At 63.1% G+C, this 19,251-nt stretch carries 16 protein-coding genes; 6 read left to right on the forward strand and 10 right to left on the reverse strand.

The annotated features are described in order from the left end of the window. Nucleotides 1-2: 2 nt before the first annotated feature. Genes H0274_RS09540 through H0274_RS09550 form a run of 3 tightly spaced genes read right to left on the reverse strand, consistent with a single transcriptional unit; the run spans nucleotide 3 to nucleotide 3,776 of the window. A complete protein-coding gene (locus H0274_RS09540; protein WP_226795006.1) occupies nucleotides 3-1,184 on the reverse strand; it encodes a cytochrome P450 in 1,182 nt (393 codons plus the stop codon). A 1-nt stretch (nucleotide 1,185) separates the two neighbouring features. After that, complete coding sequence (locus H0274_RS09545; protein ID WP_226795009.1) at nucleotides 1,186-2,076, reverse strand: MBL fold metallo-hydrolase; 891 nt, start codon at nucleotides 2,074-2,076, stop codon at nucleotides 1,186-1,188. A gap of 14 nt (nucleotides 2,077-2,090) precedes the next feature. Further along, nucleotides 2,091-3,776 carry a GMC family oxidoreductase gene (locus tag H0274_RS09550; RefSeq protein WP_226795012.1) on the reverse strand — a complete coding sequence of 562 codons (1,686 nt, stop codon included), beginning with the start codon at nucleotides 3,774-3,776 and terminating at the stop codon, nucleotides 2,091-2,093. A gap of 220 nt (nucleotides 3,777-3,996) precedes the next feature. Here H0274_RS09550 and H0274_RS09555 point away from each other — a divergent pair, with 220 nt between their 5' ends. Together H0274_RS09555 and spt are read left to right on the forward strand one after the other, a co-directional pair. Continuing rightward, nucleotides 3,997-4,239: an acyl carrier protein gene (locus tag H0274_RS09555; RefSeq protein WP_226795015.1), complete on the forward strand. Its 243-nt coding sequence runs from the start codon at nucleotides 3,997-3,999 to the stop codon at nucleotides 4,237-4,239. 25 nt (nucleotides 4,240-4,264) lie between these two features. After that, nucleotides 4,265-5,467: a serine palmitoyltransferase gene (spt, locus tag H0274_RS09560; protein WP_226795018.1), complete on the forward strand. Its 1,203-nt coding sequence runs from the start codon at nucleotides 4,265-4,267 to the stop codon at nucleotides 5,465-5,467. Between the two features lie 47 nt (nucleotides 5,468-5,514). On the opposite strand, the gene guaA is transcribed toward spt, so the two are convergent. Continuing rightward, nucleotides 5,515-7,089, reverse strand: a complete 1,575-nt coding sequence (guaA, locus tag H0274_RS09565; protein WP_226795021.1) for a glutamine-hydrolyzing GMP synthase — start codon at nucleotides 7,087-7,089, stop codon at nucleotides 5,515-5,517. A 586-nt stretch (nucleotides 7,090-7,675) separates the two neighbouring features. Between guaA and H0274_RS09570 the strand changes: the two genes are divergently transcribed. The 4 genes from H0274_RS09570 to H0274_RS09585 all read left to right on the forward strand — a co-directional run bounded on the left by H0274_RS09570 (nucleotide 7,676) and on the right by H0274_RS09585 (nucleotide 13,368). Next, complete coding sequence (locus H0274_RS09570) at nucleotides 7,676-7,969, forward strand: UrcA family protein (RefSeq protein WP_226795024.1); 294 nt, start codon at nucleotides 7,676-7,678, stop codon at nucleotides 7,967-7,969. 551 nt (nucleotides 7,970-8,520) lie between these two features. Then, on the forward strand, nucleotides 8,521-8,820 hold the full coding sequence (locus H0274_RS09575; protein ID WP_226795027.1) for a UrcA family protein: 300 nt from the start codon (nucleotides 8,521-8,523) through the stop codon (nucleotides 8,818-8,820). A gap of 151 nt (nucleotides 8,821-8,971) precedes the next feature. Beyond that, a complete protein-coding gene (gene gyrB, locus H0274_RS09580; RefSeq protein WP_226795030.1) occupies nucleotides 8,972-11,491 on the forward strand; it encodes a DNA topoisomerase (ATP-hydrolyzing) subunit B in 2,520 nt (839 codons plus the stop codon). A gap of 89 nt (nucleotides 11,492-11,580) precedes the next feature. Further along, nucleotides 11,581-13,368 carry a bifunctional metallophosphatase/5'-nucleotidase gene (locus tag H0274_RS09585; protein ID WP_226795033.1) on the forward strand — a complete coding sequence of 596 codons (1,788 nt, stop codon included), beginning with the start codon at nucleotides 11,581-11,583 and terminating at the stop codon, nucleotides 13,366-13,368. Between the two features lie 36 nt (nucleotides 13,369-13,404). Here the strand turns inward: H0274_RS09585 and H0274_RS09590 are convergent, their stop codons facing one another. From H0274_RS09590 to lgt, 6 genes are all read right to left on the reverse strand, one after another. Further along, nucleotides 13,405-14,442, reverse strand: a complete 1,038-nt coding sequence (locus H0274_RS09590; protein WP_226795035.1) for an alpha/beta hydrolase — start codon at nucleotides 14,440-14,442, stop codon at nucleotides 13,405-13,407. A 23-nt stretch (nucleotides 14,443-14,465) separates the two neighbouring features. Continuing rightward, the gene (locus H0274_RS09595; RefSeq protein ID WP_226795037.1) at nucleotides 14,466-15,482 is read right to left on the reverse strand and encodes an alpha/beta hydrolase; all 1,017 of its coding nucleotides are present in this window, start codon (nucleotides 15,480-15,482) and stop codon (nucleotides 14,466-14,468) included. 4 nt (nucleotides 15,483-15,486) lie between these two features. After that, entirely contained in the window at nucleotides 15,487-16,545 is a 1,059-nt protein-coding gene (locus H0274_RS09600; protein ID WP_226795039.1) for an alpha/beta hydrolase, read from the reverse strand. Between the two features lie 244 nt (nucleotides 16,546-16,789). Then, nucleotides 16,790-17,209: a VOC family protein gene (locus tag H0274_RS09605; protein ID WP_226795041.1), complete on the reverse strand. Its 420-nt coding sequence runs from the start codon at nucleotides 17,207-17,209 to the stop codon at nucleotides 16,790-16,792. Between the two features lie 4 nt (nucleotides 17,210-17,213). Beyond that, nucleotides 17,214-18,272 (reverse strand): class I SAM-dependent methyltransferase, encoded by a 1,059-nt coding sequence (locus H0274_RS09610; protein ID WP_226795044.1) that lies wholly within the window; start codon nucleotides 18,270-18,272, stop codon nucleotides 17,214-17,216. Further along, nucleotides 18,269-19,180, reverse strand: a complete 912-nt coding sequence (lgt, locus tag H0274_RS09615; RefSeq protein ID WP_226795047.1) for a prolipoprotein diacylglyceryl transferase — start codon at nucleotides 19,178-19,180, stop codon at nucleotides 18,269-18,271. The genes H0274_RS09610 and lgt overlap by 4 nt, the downstream gene beginning before the upstream one ends. Nucleotides 19,181-19,251 lie beyond the last annotated feature (71 nt).

The raw sequence follows: 19,251 nt of genomic DNA on the forward strand, positions 1-19,251 counted from the left end.
CATCACGCAAACTTCAGCCGCACCGGCTGGCGGATCGGGCCATGGCCCACTGTCGTCATCCACGGTTCGTAAGGTCCAGCCAGTTCGAAGCCTTCCACCTCGCGCACGATGGTGCCGAGCAGCGCCTGCGCTTCCATCTGCGCCAGCACGCGGCCCACGCAGCCATGCACGCCATAGCCCCAGCCGAGCGAATGTTTCGTGTCGCGTTCGATCCGATACTCCTCCGGAGCATCCCAGAAGCGCGGATCGCGATTGGCGGCGGCGAACATCAGCCCGCAGCGCGTGCCGGCGGGGATAAGGATGTCGTCCACCTCCACGTCCTTTACCGCGATACGCCCGGCCATTCGGCTGGGGCTGTCCCAGCGCAGGCTCTCGTCAAAGGCGTTGCGCAACAGCTTGGGATCGGCGCGCAGCTTCTCATATTCGCCGGGGAACATGGCCCATGCGCGGATGGCATTGGCCATGGTGAGATAGGTGGTGTCCGCCCCCGCGCTCAGCACGGTCTGCAGCAACAGCTTGGCCTCGGCCAAGGTGACCTGGCCCCGGTCCGCCGCGCGGAAGAACTCCGCCCCGATCCCTTCCGGGTCGATCGCGTCGCGCTCGCAAGTGGTTTCCAGCCATTCGATCACGCCGGAAAAATCCTGATCCATCGCCTCGTCGAACAGTTCTCCCGGCGGGCCCATCGTGGCCCAGACCATCTGGGAAAAGCCGTGCATGTGATGCCGTCCTTCCTGCGGCAGGCCCAGAATGTCAGGCAGCACGCGGAAGATATAGGCCTGGGTGATGTCGCCCACGGCGTCCACCACCTCGCCTTCCTTCGTGCGAAGTTCGTCCACGAACTCCTGTGCGGCGCTCTCGAAGATCGTCTTCACTCGCTCCAGCGCGCGAGGGGAAAGGGCATCGGCCACTACCTTGCGCACCTGCGTGTGGCGCGGCGGATCGTCGGTCAGCAGGATTTCCGGTCGGGGCGAATTGGGATCGTGCCATGGGCGCGAGGTGGAGGAAAAGGTCTGCCAGTCCAGCAGGCCCTTCGTCACATGCTCGTGCCGGGCGATCATCACCACGCCGTCATGCAGCCGCACTGCGGGGGCGAATTCGCGCAGGGCGTCGTCCACCGCGCGCGCATTGCGCACGGCGTCGGGGGTGAAGATGTCGAGCGGGTAGTCGGGGATCGCGCGCGCCATCTTACAACCCCAGCCCCTTGAACCAGCGTCCGCCTTTGGCGTCGGTGGTGAAATGGCCCGCCGTGGGATCGGCGAAATGGGCGCCAATGATCAGCACGCCGCTATCGGTATATTTCTCGGCAAAGCGCACGCGGCTGGCGCGCCCGGCATCCTTGTCCATGTCGAAGGTCGCGTCGCGCTGCGGCATGGCGCATTGCATCGGGTGGTGCATCAGATCGCCGGTGATGACGGCCCGCTCGCCATTCGATTCGATGCAGACATGCACATGGCCGGGCGTATGGCCGTGGCTGGGTTCGCAATAGAGCTCCTCGCAGATGCGGTGATCGCCATCGATGAAATCCGCCATGCCCGCCGCCACGATGGGATCGACGCACTCGATCATGTGGCCCGGGTGGTGGATGCCGTCATTGCGAATATGCTTCCATGCCTCGAACTCGGTCTTGCCGAACAGATAGCGGGCATTGGGGAAGGTCGGCCTGAACTCGCCCGTTTCCGGGTCCTTGTAGGTGTTCCAGCCGACATGGTCGAAATGCAGGTGCGTGCACATCACGATGTCCACATCGTGCCGGTCCACGCCAAGGCTCTCCAGATCCTGCATGAAGCCTTCGGGCAGGTTGGTGAACACATCGAACTGCCGGTCGCGCCCGGCGCCGATGCAGCTGTCCACCACGATGGTCTTCGTCGGAGTCTGCACCACAAAGCCCTGGAAGTTCATCCGCTGCTGCCCTTCCGGCGTGGCGTAATGCGGGTGCAGCCATTCCAGCGCGATCACTTCCTCGGGCGTCGCATCGGGCATGGTCATGTTGATGTTATCGCGAAAGTCCCACACTTCCACGATCCGGCTGACGGTGACGTCGCCCACCTGCCAGCTTTTGACGTGTTCCTTCGCCATATTATGCCCTCTCCTCAGGCGGCTTTTTTCTTCGAGCGGGATGCCGCCTTCTTCGGGGCGGGTTTGTATCGGGCGACCGATTCCGGCGGCAGCTCGGCGGGCGGAAGGGCGGACTTTCCCAGTATGAAATCGGCCGCGCGCTCGGCAATCATCACGCAGGGGGCATTGGTATTGCCGCCGATGATGCTGGGCATCACGCTGGCATCGGCAATGCGCAGCCCGGCAATGCCATTGAAGCGCAATTGCGGATCGACCACCGCATCCTTGTCGCTACCCATGCGGCAGGTGCCGACCGGGTGGTGCACGGTATAGCCTGTGCTGCGGATATAGGCGTCGATTTCCGCATCGCTCTGTACTTCCGGCCCGGGCGCTACCTCCACCCCGCCGAAGGGGGCGAAGGCTTGGCTGGCGAAGACCTTGCGCGCGATCTTTATCGCGCGGACCAGGCAGTCGATCTCCCCATCCTCGGCCAGCAGGCGCGGGTCAATCAGCGGTGCGGCGGCGGGATCGGGGCTGGCCAGCCGCAAGGTGCCGCGCCCCTTGGGATAAAGCGCCACCGGGCTGATCGCGTAGCCATGGCCGATGGGGAAGGGAATCTTCGTGGTCAGGCGTTTGGCCGGCTGGAACACGAACTGCACGTCGGGCCGGGCCAGCGAGGGGGCCGTGCGCAGGAAGGCCACGCTCTCGAACACATTGCCTGCCAGCGGCCCCTTGCGGGTCAGGATATACTGGAACAGCTGGAAAATGTCGCGCGGCAGGGCTGGCAAGGACAGGCCATAGGATGTGGTGTTTTTCGTCTCGACATGGATGGGGGATGCGACATGATCGTGGTAATTGGCGCCCACGCCTGCGACGTCCTTTACCAGCTCGATGCCCATTTCCTGCAGATGAGCGCCCGGCCCGATGCCGGACAGCATCAGGATCTGCGGCGTCTGCACCGCGCCCGCGCACAGAACCACTTCGTGCCGGGCGCGCACGATCCGTCCGTCGAGCAGTTCCACGCCAACGGCACGACCTTCTTCCACCAGCACGCGGCGCACCGGAGCCCCGGTCTGCGCATGGACATTGCCGCGCTTCAGCGCCGGGCGCAGCATGTTGATCGATGTGCTTTCGCGCCGCCCGCTGCGCATCAGGCCCTGACGCCGGCCATAGCCTTCCGAGTTGGGGCCATTGAAATCCGGGCAGGCGGGGAATTGCAGCGAGGCGAGCCCGTCCATGAAGGCGTAGTTCAGCGCGTTGGGATTATCGACCACCTTGACGTTGATCGGCCCGCCTTTGCCGTGAAACACGCTCTCCGGATAATTCTCGTTATTCTCGGTGCGCGTGAAATAGGGCAGCACTTCCGCATAGGACCAGCCGGTGGCCCCGGCGTCTGCCCAATCGTCGTAATCCGTCGGATGGCCACGGAAATAGACCATGCCATTGATGCTGCCCGATCCGCCCAGCACCTTGCCGCGCGGCACCGGAATCTGCCGCCCGGCCATGCCCGGCTGGGGCACGGTCGCGAAGTTCCAGTTCAGCGACTTGGTGTGGATCGCCGCTGCCACGAAGCTCGGCACATGGATGAAGGGATGGGTGTCCGGCCCGCCGGCCTCCAGCAGGCAGGTCGTACGGTCTTCCCGTTCCCCCAGCCGCGCCGCCAGCGCCGCGCCCGACGTTCCGCCGCCCACCACTACGTAATCGAATTCCGCACCACTCATCCCGCGCATCTCTCCCATGCCTGACAGGGAGATAGACCCTGCGCCCGATCAGCCGCTTGGCGGGGTGCGAAGAGGGATTGCCGGGAGACGAAGGACACCGGGCTGCGCTCGTCTAACCATCCCCTGTTCCAGAGGGGGAGAAAGGGGCATAGCTCCAGCTTCGCTTGACATCCTTCCCACGCGCCGCTTTTGCGCCGCAATCGAGCCCTAGGAGCCCCACATGGACCGCGCAGAAGTCGAAACCCGTATCCGTTCGCTGATCGCCCCCTTCAACAAGAAGGGCGCCGACATCGCCGACGCCACCACCTTCGCTGGGGACCTTGAGTTCGACAGCCTGACCGTGATGGATTTCGTCGCCGCGATCGAGGACGAATTCGACATTATCATCAGCATGAACCAGCAGGCGGAAATCGAGAATTTCGGCCAGCTGGTGGATGCGGTCTGCAAGCTCAGCGACAAGTGATCGGGCGGTGGGAGAAGTGACCGCGATGACCGGTGATCTGTTCAGCAAGTTCGACGACATCATTGCCCTGCGCCAGTCGTTGCTGGCAGGCGGCGGGGAAGATCCGTTCAGCCTGGTGATGGAGAAAGTGCTCTCCCCCACCCGTGCGATCTGCAACGGGCGGGACACGATCCTGCTGGGCACCTATAATTACATGGGCATGACTTTCGACCCGGACGTGATTCAGGCCGGCAAGGATGCACTGGACAATTACGGTGCAGGCACCACGGGCAGCCGCGTTCTGAACGGCACTTATCAGGGCCACAAGGAATGCGAGGAAGCGTTGAAGGAGTTCTATGGCATGGATCATGCCATGGTGTTCTCCACCGGTTACCAGGCCAATCTCGGGATCATCTCCACCGTGGCGGGCAAGGGCGATTACATCGTCCTCGATATCGATAGCCACGCATCGATCTGGGATGGCTGCGCGCTCGGCAATGCCGAGGTGGTGCCCTTCAAGCACAATGACATCGATGCGATGGAAAAGCGGCTGAAACGCATTCCCGAAGGCGCGGGCAAGCTGGTGGTGCTGGAAGGCGTCTATTCCATGCTGGGCGACATTGCACCGCTGAAGGAAATGATCGCCGTTGCCAAGGCCAATGGCGCGATGGTGCTGGTGGACGAGGCCCATTCGATGGGCTTCATCGGCGAACACGGGCGCGGCGTAGCCGAAGCGCAGGGCGTGCTGGAAGACGTCGATTTCGTGATCGGCACTTTTTCCAAGAGCGTGGGCACGGTGGGCGGATTCTGCGTGTCCAACCACCCCAAGTTCGAGGTGCTGCGCCTCGTCTGCCGCCCCTATGTCTTCACCGCCAGCCTGCCGCCCAGCGTGGTGGCCACGGCGGCAACCAGCATCCGCAAGCTGATGCATGGCGGGGAAAAGCGCGCCCATCTTTGGGAAAATTCGCGCACGCTGCATGGCGGGCTAAAGCAGCTGGGCTTCCAGCTGGGCACCGATGCCCCGCAAAGCGCGATCATCGCGGTGATCATGCCCGACCTGCAGAAGGGCGCCGCCATGTGGGAAGCGCTGCTGAAGGAAGGGCTCTACGTCAATCTCGCCCGTCCACCGGCAACCCCTGCCAACATGACCCTGCTACGCTGCTCGCTCTGCGCTGAACATTCGGCCGAACAGGTGCAGACGATTCTGGGCATGTTCGAACGCGCAGGCAAGGCCGTGGGGATTATCTGACGCGGCCTATCGAGATGGGTGCGCTTTTGAGAGCGCACCCAATCCCATCATTCCCACTCAATAGTGCCCGGCGGCTTCGACGTATAATCGTAAACCACGCGGTTGATGCCGCGCACTTCATTGATGATGCGCGTGGCGACGCGGCTGAGGAAGGCCGCGTCATAGGGATAGATGTCGGCGGTCATCCCATCGGTGCTGGTCACGGCGCGTAGGGCGCAGACGCTGTCATAGGTGCGTCCGTCTCCCATCACGCCCACGGTCTTGACCGGCAGCAATACGGCGAAGGCCTGCCAGATCGCATCGTAGAGCCCGGCATTGCGGATCTCTTCCAGATAGATCGCATCGGCCCGGCGCAGAATGTCGCAGCGTTCCTTGGTCACTTCACCCGGAATGCGGATGGCAAGGCCTGGTCCCGGGAAGGGATGGCGGCCCACGAAGATTTCCGGCAGGCCCAGTTCCCGGCCCAGTGCGCGGACCTCGTCCTTGAACAATTCGCGCAGCGGTTCCACCAGCTTCATGTTCATGCGTTCGGGCAGGCCGCCGACATTGTGGTGGCTCTTGATCGTCACCGAAGGCCCCCCGGTGAAGGAAACGCTTTCGATCACGTCGGGATATAGCGTGCCCTGCGCAAGGAAGTCCGCCCCGCCGATCTTCTTGGCCTCCGCTTCGAACAGATCGATGAAGGCCTTGCCGATGAACTTGCGCTTGGCTTCCGGATCGGTGACGCCCGCCAGACCGCCCAGGAACATCTCTTCCGCATCCACATGGACCAGCGGGATGTTGTAATGGTCGCGGAACAGGGTGACGACCTGCTCGGCTTCATTCATCCGCATGAGCCCGTGGTCGACGAAGACGCAGGTCAGCTGATCGCCGATCGCCTCGTGGATCAGCACGGCGGCCACGGCGGAATCGACCCCGCCGGAAAGGCCGCAGATCACCCGGCCGCTGCCCACCTGGGCGCGGATTTCGTCGATCTTGGTCTTGCGGAACTCGGCCATGGTCCAGTCGCCCTTCAGGCCGCAGACATGGCGCACGAAATTGGCGATCAGCTTGGCACCGTCAGGCGTATGGACCACTTCGGGGTGGAATTGTGTGCCGTAATAGCGCCGCTCGTCATCCGCGATCAGCGCAAAGGGCGCGCCATCGCTGGTGGCGACGATGCGGAAGCCGGGGGCGAATTTCGTCACCTTGTCCCCATGGCTCATCCACACTTGATGCCGGTCGCCCACTTGCCACAAGCCGTCGAACAGCACGCAGGGCTCGGTCACCGTCAGGAAGGCGCGGCCGAATTCACCGCCTTCTCCTGTTTCGTGGCCGGGCCGGACTTCGCCGCCCAGCTGGTGGCTCATCACCTGCTGGCCATAGCAGATGCCCAGAATCGGCAGTCCGCTGTCAAACAGCACCTGCGGCGCGCGCGGGCTATCCTCGTCACAGACCGAGGCGGGCGATCCCGAAAGGATGATCCCCTTGGGCTTGAGGCGATGGAAGGCCTCTTCCGCCATCGAGAACGGTGCGATTTCGGAATAGACCCCGGCTTCGCGCACGCGGCGGGCGATGAGCTGGGTCACCTGGCTGCCGAAGTCGACAATCAGGATGGAGTCGGGAAGGTGTGCTGGTTCCATCCCGGCGCGTTAGTATCAAGCACGCCGCGCTGTCCAGCCATCGCGCGCGTGCATCCCCGCGCGAAGAACCGCGAGCTGGGGCAGAGAGGCACATGACAGGGGTTTCCAATCCGGCAACAAATGATGAAAATTATGCAACGGAACTGTCATATTTCGCACTTGCAACATTTCTTCATCGCGACCATCTCCGCCCCCGGAAGCTGAGAGGGCACAAAGCCTTCCGGCTAACCCAAAGAAAACACAAACGACAGGTGGACACTATGCGCATCCTCGCAACCCATGTCCTTCCGCTGCTTGCTGCGGTTTCGACCAGCGGCCTGCTGCTGAGCGCTGCGATCATCTGATCACGCTCTAATTGGACCCCCAAGGCAAGCCGCCCCCACCCTATAGGGGGCGGCCCCAAAGGGCGGTAATTCCCATTACATTTCGATGACCGATGGCGTTGACTTTCATGCAACGTCCCTCGCAAATTTCGCATTTGCACAGTTTGCTTGTGCAGTGCACCATAAGGCCTGTAGAACGATAGAACGACAAGTACAGGATGACCAAGGAAGGCGGCCTGGACCACCTTAACGGAGAATTCGAAATGCGTAGCCTTGTCGTAACCGCCTTTGCCGCCATGTGCCTCTCGGGCGCTTTCGCCGCCCCCGCCGCGGCTGAAGAAGTGACCGTTTCCGTGTCGCACGGCGATCTGGATCTCACCACCGAAGCTGGCCGCAAGGCCCTCGAAACCCGCGTTGCCGCTGCGATCAAGGTCGCGTGCGTCAAGCCCGACAGCCGCGATCTCAAGACGATGCAGTCCTGGGAAAGCTGCAAGTCCGCAGCCAAGTCCGGCGCTGAAGAGCAGCTGGCCAAGAGTTTCGCGTTCGCAAGCATCTAAGCCGCGGCCGCCCTTTATTTCGAATGCCGTCCTCGCTCAGCGGGGGCGGCATTTTTGTTATGAGGCGGCGCTTGCCGTGGTTGCGTTCGACGCAACAGGCGTCGCGATTTTCGCACTTGCAGCATCGGCGGTGGGTCACCATATGCGCCCTCAGCAAACAGTTACACAGTTTCGCGGGCAGCTCCTCTCCCCCCCTTAGCTGCCCGCGATCCCATCCAAGGAGTCCAGTCATGACCGCTTTTGCAAAGCGCGTTGTCGAACTCTATGTTCGTGGTGCCGCACGGTACCCGATGCCGTTCATCTGGACGCTCTGAGCTTCCACGAACGCATACGTACCGGCAACAGGCAGCCGCCCCTCGGGGCGGCTGTTTTCGTTTCCGGAAACAGCCTGCCAGCTGTTGCCTCACACGCAACAAGCGGCGAAATTTTTGCATTTGCACAATTTTCCGCTGCATTGCAGCATGACTTTGACAAACACAGCCTGCTCCTGGCGGAAAACCACAAGAGGGTCGCCAGGCCCGCACTGGCCGAACCTCGAAAAGGAATGTGCAATGCGTAAGTTCATCCTTCCCCTTCTCGCTGCCGCCACCGTTGCCGCCTCCGTCGCCGGTGCAGCCACCCCCGCCGTTGCAGGCGAAGTGACCGTTCGCGTTCGCATGGCCGGGCTCGACCTGAGCGATCCCGTCGCAGTCGATACCGCCAGGGATCGTATCGATAGCGCCGTCTCGCGCGCCTGCCGCATGCCGTCGATGTTCCGTTTCTACGGCAAGCAGGCGGTTGAGGATTGCGTCACCGACGCCAAGGCCAAGGCCCTGAACGAACTGGAAGCCATGCTTCCCGCCGCTGACTGAGCTTCCGCCGCCCTGCGGGGCGGCAAACCGGTGGCCCGCCGCATCCTCTCCCTCTGCGGCGGGCGCACTGCTTCCGCAGACTTGCCACAAGCCTGTTGGAACATGGCCATCAACGCTTCCTAACCGGGGCCGTCGTGCCTATATGATGGCTATGGCAGAAACACCCGATAACACCCCGAACACCAGCTCCTATGGCGCTGACAGCATCAAGGTTCTCAAAGGCCTGGATGCAGTGCGCAAACGCCCCGGCATGTATATTGGCGATACGGATGATGGTTCGGGCCTGCACCACATGGTGTTCGAAGTATCGGACAACGCGATTGACGAGGCGCTGGCCGGCCATTGCGACCTGGTGCTGATCGAACTCAATCCCGATGGATCGGTGAGCGTCGAGGACAATGGGCGCGGGATTCCCACCGACATTCACTCGGAAGAAGGTGTTTCCGCCGCTGAAGTGATCATGACCCAGCTTCACGCGGGCGGGAAATTCGAGAATACGAGCGATGACAACGCCTACAAGGTTTCGGGCGGTCTGCACGGCGTGGGCGTCAGCGTGGTCAATGCCCTGTCCGAATGGCTGGAGCTGACCGTCTGGCGTGACGGCAAGGAACACTGGATGCGCTTCCAGCATGGCGACCCGGTGGAACCGCTCAAGATCACCGGCGATGCCCCGGTTCTGGAAGGCGGCCTGCCCAAGAAGGGCACCCGCGTGACCTTCCTCGCTTCGACGGACACGTTCAAGAACGTCACGGAATTCGATTTCGAGAAGCTCGAGCACCGCTATCGCGAACTCGCCTTCCTCAATTCGGGCGTTCACATCCTGCTGCGCGACCGTCGCCCGGCCGAACCGGTGGAGCACGATCTCTATTACGAAGGCGGGATCGCGGCATTCGTCAAATATCTCGACCGCAACAAGCAGGCCCTGCTGCCCGATCCGATCGCGATCAGTTCCAACCGGGAGGGGATCGGGATCGATGTCGCTCTCGAATGGAACGATTCCTATTACGAGAACGTGCTGTGCTTCACCAATAACATCCCCCAGCGCGATGGTGGCACCCATCTGGCCGCCTTCCGCGCCGCGCTGACCCGCACGCTCAACAGCTACGCCGAAAAATCCGGCCTGCTGAAGAAGGAGAAGGTGAACCTCACTGGCGAGGATATGCGCGAAGGGCTGACCGCGATCGTTTCGGTCAAGCTGCCCGATCCCAAGTTCTCCAGCCAGACCAAGGACAAGCTCGTCTCCTCCGAAGTGCGCCAGCCGCTGGAAAGCCTGATGGCGGACAAGATGAACGAATGGCTGGAGGAAAATCCGGCCAACGCCAAGGAAATCGTCCAGAAGGTGGTGGATGCCGCCGCTGCGCGCGAAGCGGCGCGCAAGGCTCGCGAACTGACCCGGCGCAAGGGTGCGATGGACATCGCCAGCCTGCCCGGCAAGCTGTCCGACTGCCGCGAGCGCGACGCCAGCAAATGCGAATTGTTCCTGGTCGAGGGTGATTCCGCAGGCGGTTCCGCCAAGAGCGGGCGCGACAGTCAGTATCAGGCGATCCTGCCCCTGCGCGGCAAGATCCTGAATGTGGAACGCGCCCGGTTTGACCGGATCATCAGCTCCAAGGAAGTGGGCACGCTGATACAGGCAATGGGCACCGGCCTGCGTGACGAGTTCAATCTGGACAAGTTGCGTTACCACAAGATCATCATCATGACCGACGCCGACGTGGACGGCGCGCATATCCGTACCCTGCTGCTGACCTTCTTCCATCGCCAGATGCCGGAGATCATCAAGGCCGGGCACCTGTTCATCGCCCAGCCGCCGCTGTTCAAGGTCAGCAAGGGCCGCAGCGAAGTCTATGTGAAGGACCAGGGCGAGCTTGACCGCTATCTGGTGGAAGCGGGCCTGCAGGGCCGGGTGCTGGAAAACAACCTGGGCGTCGTACGTGGCGGTGCGGAACTGTCGGGGCTGGTCGATCATGCGTTGCGCATGAAGAATCTGATGGCCTTCGTGCCCCGCAAATATAATTCCGCGGTGGTGGAAGCCATGGGTATGGCCGGAGCGCTCGATCCCGCCTTGGCGGATTCGGCGCGGCTTGCCGCACTGGAACAGGCCGCGCGCCATCTTGGCATGGGTGATCCCGAAGCCCGGTGGAACGTGCAGCGCCGCGAGGACGGCACTGTGCTGTTCGCGCGCCTCTGGCGCGGCGTGACCGACGCGCACGAGATTGATGCAGCCTTCCTCACCAGCGCCGAAGCGCGCAAGATGCACCAGTTGGCCGTGCAGACCGCGGAATTTTACGATGCTCCAGCCCGTCTGACCAAGGGCAGCGCCGAACCGGAGCCGGAACCCGAAACGACCGAGGATGGCGAGGAAGCCCCCGTCGCGTCGTCGGTCGTGGCCGATGGCGGTATCACGCGGCCTTCGCAGCTACTGGATGCCGTCATGGAGGCGGGCCGCAAGGGCCTGTCCATCTCGCGCTACAAAGGCCTCGGCGAAATGAATGCGGAACAGCTCTGGGAAACCACGCTGGACCCTGAAAACCGCGTGCTGCTGCAGGTGAAGGTGGAAGATGCCGACGTTACGGACGAAATCTTCACTCGCCTGATGGGCGACGTGGTGGAACCCCGCCGCGACTTCATTCAGCAGAACGCGCTGAACGTGGCGAATCTGGACATCTAAAGGTCCGGACGAATTGAATCCCGGCGCGGCTTGGCCCATAGGCCCGGCCGCGCCATGATGCTGTCATGCTTTCCGGCAAGGATTCGCGCATGAAGTGTCTCTCTCCCCGCGCCCTTTTCGCCCCGGCAATCCTCGCCTTTACTCTCTCGGGCTGTGCCGCGAGCTACGATCACGGCGTCTTCACGCTACGCCAGAAGACGCCCGAGGCGCCGCCGGTCGGGACCGTCACCGTGGGGATTGTGGCGATCAACGATTTCCATGGCGCGCTTGAGCCGCCCAACCAGTCTGTCGTGGTGGGAGACGGCAAGGGCGGCGTCACGATGGTTCCCGCCGGCGGTGCAGCGTGGCTGGCTTCGGCGGTGGATTCCATCCGGGCGAAATATCCCAACAATGCCGTGGTTTCGGCAGGCGACCTGATCAGCGCTTCGCAGCTCGCCTCCTCGCTGTTCCTCGACGAGCCGGCCATCGGCGTGATGAACCGCATCGGGCTGGACTTCAACGCCGTGGGCAATCACGAATTCGACAGCGGAGAGCAGGAATTGCTGCGCAAGCAGACGGGCGGTTGCGCCAAATTCACCACTCGCGAACCGTGTCAGGTGGAACAATTCCAAGGTGCGACATTCCGCTTCCTGTCTGCCAGCACTTTTACGAAGGATGGCGCGACGCTGTTCCCAGCCACCGGCATCAAGAGCTTCGGCAGCGGCAAGGCGAAGGTCAGCGTGGGCTTCATCGGGCTGACGCTGAAGGATACGCCCAGCCTCGTCTCGCCCGATGGCGTGGCCGGGCTCACTTTCGGGGACGAAGCACAGGCGATCAATACCGCGATCCCGAAGCTGAAGAGCGAAGGGGCGGATGCCATCGTGGTGCTGATCCATCAGGGCGGGCGGACCAATGGCAAGCCCGATCCCAATGGCTGCGAGGCGCTTTCGGGCGAGATTCTGCCGATTCTGACCCGGCTCGATGCGCGCGTGGATGTGGTCGTATCGGGCCACACCCATTGGTCCTATGTCTGTGACTACGGCACGGTGGACCCGTCCCGACCCTTCCTGCTGACCAGTGCGGGCGTGTTCGGCGAACTGGTGACCGATATTGCGCTGGAGATCGATCCCGCCGCTCGCCGCGTGGTGCGCAAGCAGGCGCATAATGTGATCGTGCAATCACGCCCCTATGTCTCTCCGCGCGGCGAGATGCCCAATTCGCCGCTGTTCGAGCAGTTCCAGCCCCGCCCCGACATCGCAGGCTATGTGAAGCTTTATACTGATCGGGCGGCGGAATATGCGCTGCGGTCCGTGGGCGCGATTGCCGGGCCGGCGATCAAGGGCGATGGCGCGGATGGCGGCACCGCGGCCAATCTCATCGCCGATGCGCAGCTGGCCGCGAGCCGCAAGGCAGGGGCTCAGATCGCCTTCATGAACCCCTTCGGAGTACGCGCGACGCTCAATCCGGGCCCCGGCGGCGTGCTGACTTTCGGCGATCTCTACAAGACCCAGCCCTTCACCAATACGTTGGTCACCCAGACCATGACCGGGGCGGAAATCAAGGCCGTGCTGGAACAGGGATTTGACGATAATGCCCCCGAGCAGCATCTCGCCCCCTCGGCAGGCTTTACTTACTGGTATGACAGGAGCCGTACCGTCGGCGACCGGATCGTGCGGATCGAGCTGGACGGCAAACCGCTGGACATGGCCGCAAATTACCGCGTCACCACCAACAGCTTCCTGGCGGGAGGCGGCGACAGCTTCACCCTTCTGGCTGCCCAGCGGGAGGCGACTGTCGGCATGAGCGACATCGATGCGCTGGAATTGTGGGTGAAGGGAGATGCGCCGCGCGCGGTGCCGCAGGAACAGCGCGAAGTGGATGCGCTGGCGGGCAAATAATCCTCCCCGAGGCAATCCCCGGGGAGGATCGGGAACTTACTTCCGGTCGAGATGCTTCGCCATGAAGGGCAGCACCACTTCGTCGAAGCGCTGGGCGATGCGGTTGACGTGGTCGCCATCATAGACGGCCCACTGGTTCGCGATACCGAAGCGGTCGAGCTCCTCGTGGATCATCGTATCGTCATGCAGCAGGCCGTCCTTGTCGCCCGCATCCGATCCGATGGCGCGGAAGCTCTTGAGCGCGGGAACGTGGGAAGCAACCATGGCATAGGGCGAATTGGCCGCCCACTTGGCGATCACCAGCTGGTCCACCTTGCCGTCCTTATAGGGAAAATCCGCGAAATAGGGCGGGTTCTGCGGGTTAGGCGACCATGCGACGATGGAGGAAAGCCCGGCGCGCGTGCCGAAATCGGCCTTCACACCCTGCTCGATCGGCAGGCTGGAGAGCTTCTTCGCGCTTTCTTCCGTTTCGGTGCGCGGGCTGATGCAGCAGGCGTTCTGCGCATAGATCGCGTTGAAGGTTTGCGGATAGGTCATGCCGATCACCCAGGTGCCGTAACCGCCCATGGAATGGCCGGCGAGGCCGCGCCCTTCGCGCTTGGCGATGGTGCGGTAATGGCTGTCGACATAGGCAACCAGATCCTTGGCCACGAAGGCGCGGAAATCGCCCGTCGTCACCGAGCTGGAATACATGCTGCCGCCCAGCTTGGTGAGCGTATCGGGCACCACCACGATGAATTCCTCGCCGCGCTTGGCCGAGTTGTTCACCGCATCGGGCACCTTCATGAAGTTGTAGAAATTGCGCCCGTCAATCGCGAAGCCGTGGAGGTAATAGACCACGCGGTAACGCTTCTTCTTGTCCTTGCCGTAGCTGGGGGGAAGCACCACCAGCGCCTCGCGCTCGGTGGAATTGCCTTCCAGATTGCCTTCCAGCGATGGGCTGTGAACCTTGATCGTTTCCACGGTGATCCCGGCGGGTACCGGGGCGGGCGGGGCGGTGATGTTCTGCGCCATGGCAGGCGTGGCAGCCAGCACGGCGAATGTCGCCGCCAGAGCCGCGAGTTTCCTCAGCATTTCCAAGAATCCTTCCCTGTTATCTAGCGGCCCAGATGCGCGGCGAAGAAGGGCAGCACATTGCTGCGCAGCCGGTCCTTCACCTTGTCCCCATGGCCGCCATCATAGATCTCCAGCCTGTGAACGATGCCGAAGCGGGTCAGTTCCGAGGACATGGTGCGGCTATCCGCGGCCAGCCCGTCCTTATCCCCCACATCCAGCATGATTGCGTCATACTGCTTCAGCTCGCGAATATGCTGCGGCAGCATTCCCATCAGCGAATTGGCCGCCATGCGCGCCTGCACCACCGGGTCGATCGTGCCATCGGGCCGCAAGCCGGCATTGATGAAATTGGGCGGACGCTGCGGGTCGGGCGACCATGCGGCCAGCTGGGCCAGATCGCCCTGAGCGCCGCCGATGGGGGCGGACAGGTCCACTGTGCCGTCGTCTGCCTGCGCCCGTTCGGCCATTTCCCGGGTGATGAGTTTCACTGAGCCGCCGCCCGCGCTCATGACATAAAGGCTGGAGAACACCTCCGGATGCTTCATCCCCACGCGCATCGCGCCATAGCCGCCCATGGAATGACCGGCGAGGCCCCGGCTCTCCCGCCGGGCGAGCGTGCGGTAATGCGCGTCCACCCAGGCCACCAGATCATGCGCTATGAAATCTTCATAATTCCCGGTGGTGGGCGAGTTGGAATAGAAGGAGCCGCGATGTTTGGAGAACCCGTCCGGCATCACGAAGATCACGTCGTTCCCCGCTGCACCAGCGCCGGTCAGCGCGCCTTCGAGATCGAACAGTTCGGCATAGGCCTTGGGCTCCACGAAATAGCCATGGAGGAAATAGACCACGGGATAGCGTTTTTCGGGATGCTGGTCGTAACCGGGCGGGGTCACGACATAGACGGTGCGATCCGCCGGATTGCCTTCAAGATTGCCCGCGATGGCGGGGCTGTGGACCTTCACCAGATCCACCCGCGCCTTTTCCTGCGCGGCGGCGGGGTGGATCTGGGCGAAGGCGGCGAAAGCGAGCGCCGCAAGAGCGGCAAGATGCCGGGTCACGCGCCTATTTCCGCGCAAGGTGTTGGGCGAAAAAGGGCAGCAGCTTCGTGCGGATACGTTCCGGAATGCGGTTGCCGTGATCCCCGTCATAGGTTTCCCAGCCATGGGCCACGCCATAAGTGGTCAGTTCCGCATTCAGGGCGGTATTATCGTTGAACAGGAAATCCTTGTCGCCCACTTCCAGCCCGATGGCCTTCATCTGGCGCAGCGCCGGGAGATATTGCGGCACCATCGCCAGGATCGAATTGGCGGCCAGCTTGGCATTCACCAGCGGGTCCATCGTGCCATCGGCCCGCAGCCCGGTATCGACATATTTGGGCGGTTTGGTGGGATCGGGCGACCATGTGGCCAGAGTGGAAAGCTGGGCCAGCCCGCCGAAATCGGCCTTGGCGATATCCTCTTCAGTCATTGCCTCGATCCGCTTCGCCCCGGCCTCGTCCACTTTCATGGGCGAAAGGCAGCAGGCGCTCATGGCATAGAGGCTGGAGAAGGTTTCAGGATATTTCATGCCCAACCGCATCGTGCCGTATCCGCCCATGGAATGGCCGGAAAGCCCGCGTGCCTCGCGCCTGGCAATGGTGCGGTAGGTGGCATCCACCCACTTCACCAGATCCTCGCCCACGAAAGCTTCGTAATTCCCGACAGTGGGCGAGCTGGAATAGAAGCCGCCCTTCAGTTTGGAATGGCCATCGGGGATCACCATGATCACCTCGTTCCCGGCGCGGGCGGCTTCGTCCACTGCCTCGTCGAACTTCATGCTCTCCTGATACATCTGGGGCGTGGCCCAGTAGCCGTGGAGGAAATAGACCACGGGATAGCGCTTTTCGGGATGCTGGTCATAGCCCGGAGGGGTGACGACATAGGCCCCGCGATCGGCGGAATTGCTCTCCAGATTGCCTTCCATGGCCTTGCTGTGGAAAGTCTTCCATTCGATCCGCGCCTTTTCCTGCGCCTGGGCAGGGCTGCTGGCCAGCGCGACCGCAGCCAGCGCGGATAGGGCCAGCGCGGATTGGGCCAGCGCGGATTGGGCAAGGCTCCGCTTGATATTATTGAGCATCTGCATTCTCCCCCGAGATATTTTTCTGCGGGGCAGTTAAGCAAAGCGGCGGGGCGCTGTCACGGACATTGTCAAATTGGGGGTGGATGAGACGACGTCAAATCAAGCCATCGTCATCCTGAACTTGTTTGTGCAAGCACAGCTTCGCTTCCAGGATCTGTTTATGCAGATTGAACTGGCGCTCGCGGGGAAGAATGGATCCTGAAACCAGTTCAGGATGACGGGTTTGGGATGAAATCTTTCACCTGACCTACCCCGTCCGCCCGGAAACGAATTCCAGCTTCAACCCATCCGGATCGGCAAAGAACACTGCGTAATAGTCCGGGCCATAGCGCGGATAGAAGGCCGGGGGATCGAGCACCGTGGCGCCGATTTCCAGCAGCAGGGCATGGAGCCGGTCCACATCTGCCGGATCGCTGGCCGTCCAGGCAAGATGATGCAGGCCGGGGGAGTAGCGATCATGCAGGCGCGCGGCATTATCCCCGCGGGCGAGCAGGATGCCGATGGAATGAAAGGGGCCTTCTCCCTGCCAGTCCCAATCGGTGCCGTTGGCATGATCGTCAGACCGGGCATAGCCCATGAAGCCCAGCACCGAATCATAGAAGGGGCGGGAACGGGCCAGATCGCTCACCGTCAGATCGATATGGTGGACGAGGCCGCGCGCGTTCATGGGTTCAGAACCCCGCGCCCTGCGGCCAGCCGGATGCCGCAAGGCCCATCACCTTGAACAGATCGCCCATTTCCTCTTCCGCGACCAGCCGATGGCGCGCGGCCTCTATCTCGCCGGCCAGATGCGGCGCGGCGCGCGTGAGGGCGGCGGCGCGGGCATCCATCCCCAGCGCGGTGAGCCACGGGCCCTGGCCGGTGGTGCCGAGCCATTGCGCGCCATGGGCCTGCGCCACGGGAGCGAGGGTTGCGAAATCGACATGGGCGGTCAGATCCGCCTCGCCCGGATCGGCGAAGGGATCGACCTTCTGATGCGCACGCACGGCTTGCAGGGTGGAGCCGGTTCGCGGCGCGGCATGGCCATAATCGATGAACAAGGCCGCCCCGCCCTGCGCCGCCAGCCGCCCGGCCACTTCCTGCACCACGGCCGCGGCGGCGGGGCAGGTTTCCACCAGCGTGCCCTGCGCCGCATCGCGCAGTTCTTCCGGCAAGGCCGAATCCATGGGTGAGGTGCCTGCGAGGCAGACGAAGGCCCCGCTCTCGTCCACCGCGACCATGCGTTCCCGCCAGCCGCCGGGGGTCTTCACCAGCTGGCGCACCGGCAATGCATCGAGAAATTCATTCGCCGCCAGCAGGATCGGGCCATCACTGGGCAATGTGGAGAGATCGTGGTGCCATTGCGCCTGGGGTACTGCCTCCCGCTGGATTTCCCGCAGAGAGGGGGAGCCTTCCACCAGATGGACCTGCGGGGCGAGCCCGGCGCGGGCCATGGCGCGCAAGGCGTCGCGCGCCAGCGTGCCGCGCCCCGGCCCCAGTTCGACATAATGGACCGGAACCGGCTGGCCCGCGCGATGCCACATATCCGCCAGCCACAGCCCCACCAGCTCGCCGAACATCTGGCTGATTTCCGGCGCGGTGACGAAATCGCCCCCAGTGCCGAAGGGATCGCGCGACCCGTAATAGCGGGCATTCGCCTCCGCCATGTAGTGGGCAAGGCTGATCGGCCCGGTCGCGGCGATCAGGCGCCGGAAACTGGCGGCAAGGCTCCCTTCCGGCTGCCCGCTCATGCAGCCGGATTGACTGCGGGCTGGGCGGGTGCAGCGGCTGCGGTTGCCAGCGGAGGCCGCATAAGCGCGCGCACTGCCACGGCGATGCCCAGCAGGATCAGCGGGATGGTCAACCACTGGCCCATCGAAAGCCCGGTCTGCCGTGCGAATTCCTCCAGCTGGGCATCGGGCTCGCGGAAGAATTCCACGGTGAAGCGCGCAATGGAGATTCCGGCGGTGAACACGCCCGCCATCAGGCCGGGGCGGAAGCGCGCATTGGTCTTCCAGAACAGCAGCAGCATTATCACCACGAGCACCGCCCCTTCCAGCGCGGCTTCATATAGCTGCGAAGGGTGGCGCGGCAGCGGCCCCGCGCCGGGGAATACCATGGCCCAGGGCACATCGGTGGGGCGGCCCCACAGCTCGCCATTGATGAAGTTCGCAAGGCGGCCCAGCATCATGCCCACGGGCACGGTGACCGCCACATAATCGATCACGCGCAGGAAGGGCAGCTTGCCGCGCCAGCAGACCCAGACGACGGCCAGCAGCACGCCGATCAACCCGCCATGGAAGCTCATGCCGCCTTCCCACAGCTTGATCAGCTCGCCGGGATGGGCCCACAGGCTGGGGATGCCGGTATTCCCGCCGGTATAGAACGTGGCATAGCCCAGGCGCCCGCCCAGAATGATGCCCAGGGTGCAATAGAAGAACAGATCTTCCACATGGCGCTGTGCCATGGGCGCGCCGGGCGCCTTGACCATCTTCGACAGGTGCCACCAGCCGAAGGCGATGCCCAGAATATAGGCCAGCGAATAATAGCGCAGGGTGAAGAAGCCCAGGTCGATCCCGGGCCTCAGGCCCAGATTTTCCCACAGAATCGGGCCATTGCTGGCGGCCTCGCTGACAGTGGCGGCCAATAGTGACAGCACTTGGTGATCCTCTTACTATCGGCATCGCAGCGCCGGGGACGCGGGCGCTTGTGGCACAGCGGATGGCGCGG

It is taken from the genome of Fulverythrobacter ferritrahens, assembly GCF_020539485.1.
GTDB lineage: Bacteria > Pseudomonadota > Alphaproteobacteria > Sphingomonadales > Sphingomonadaceae > Andeanibacterium > Andeanibacterium ferritrahens.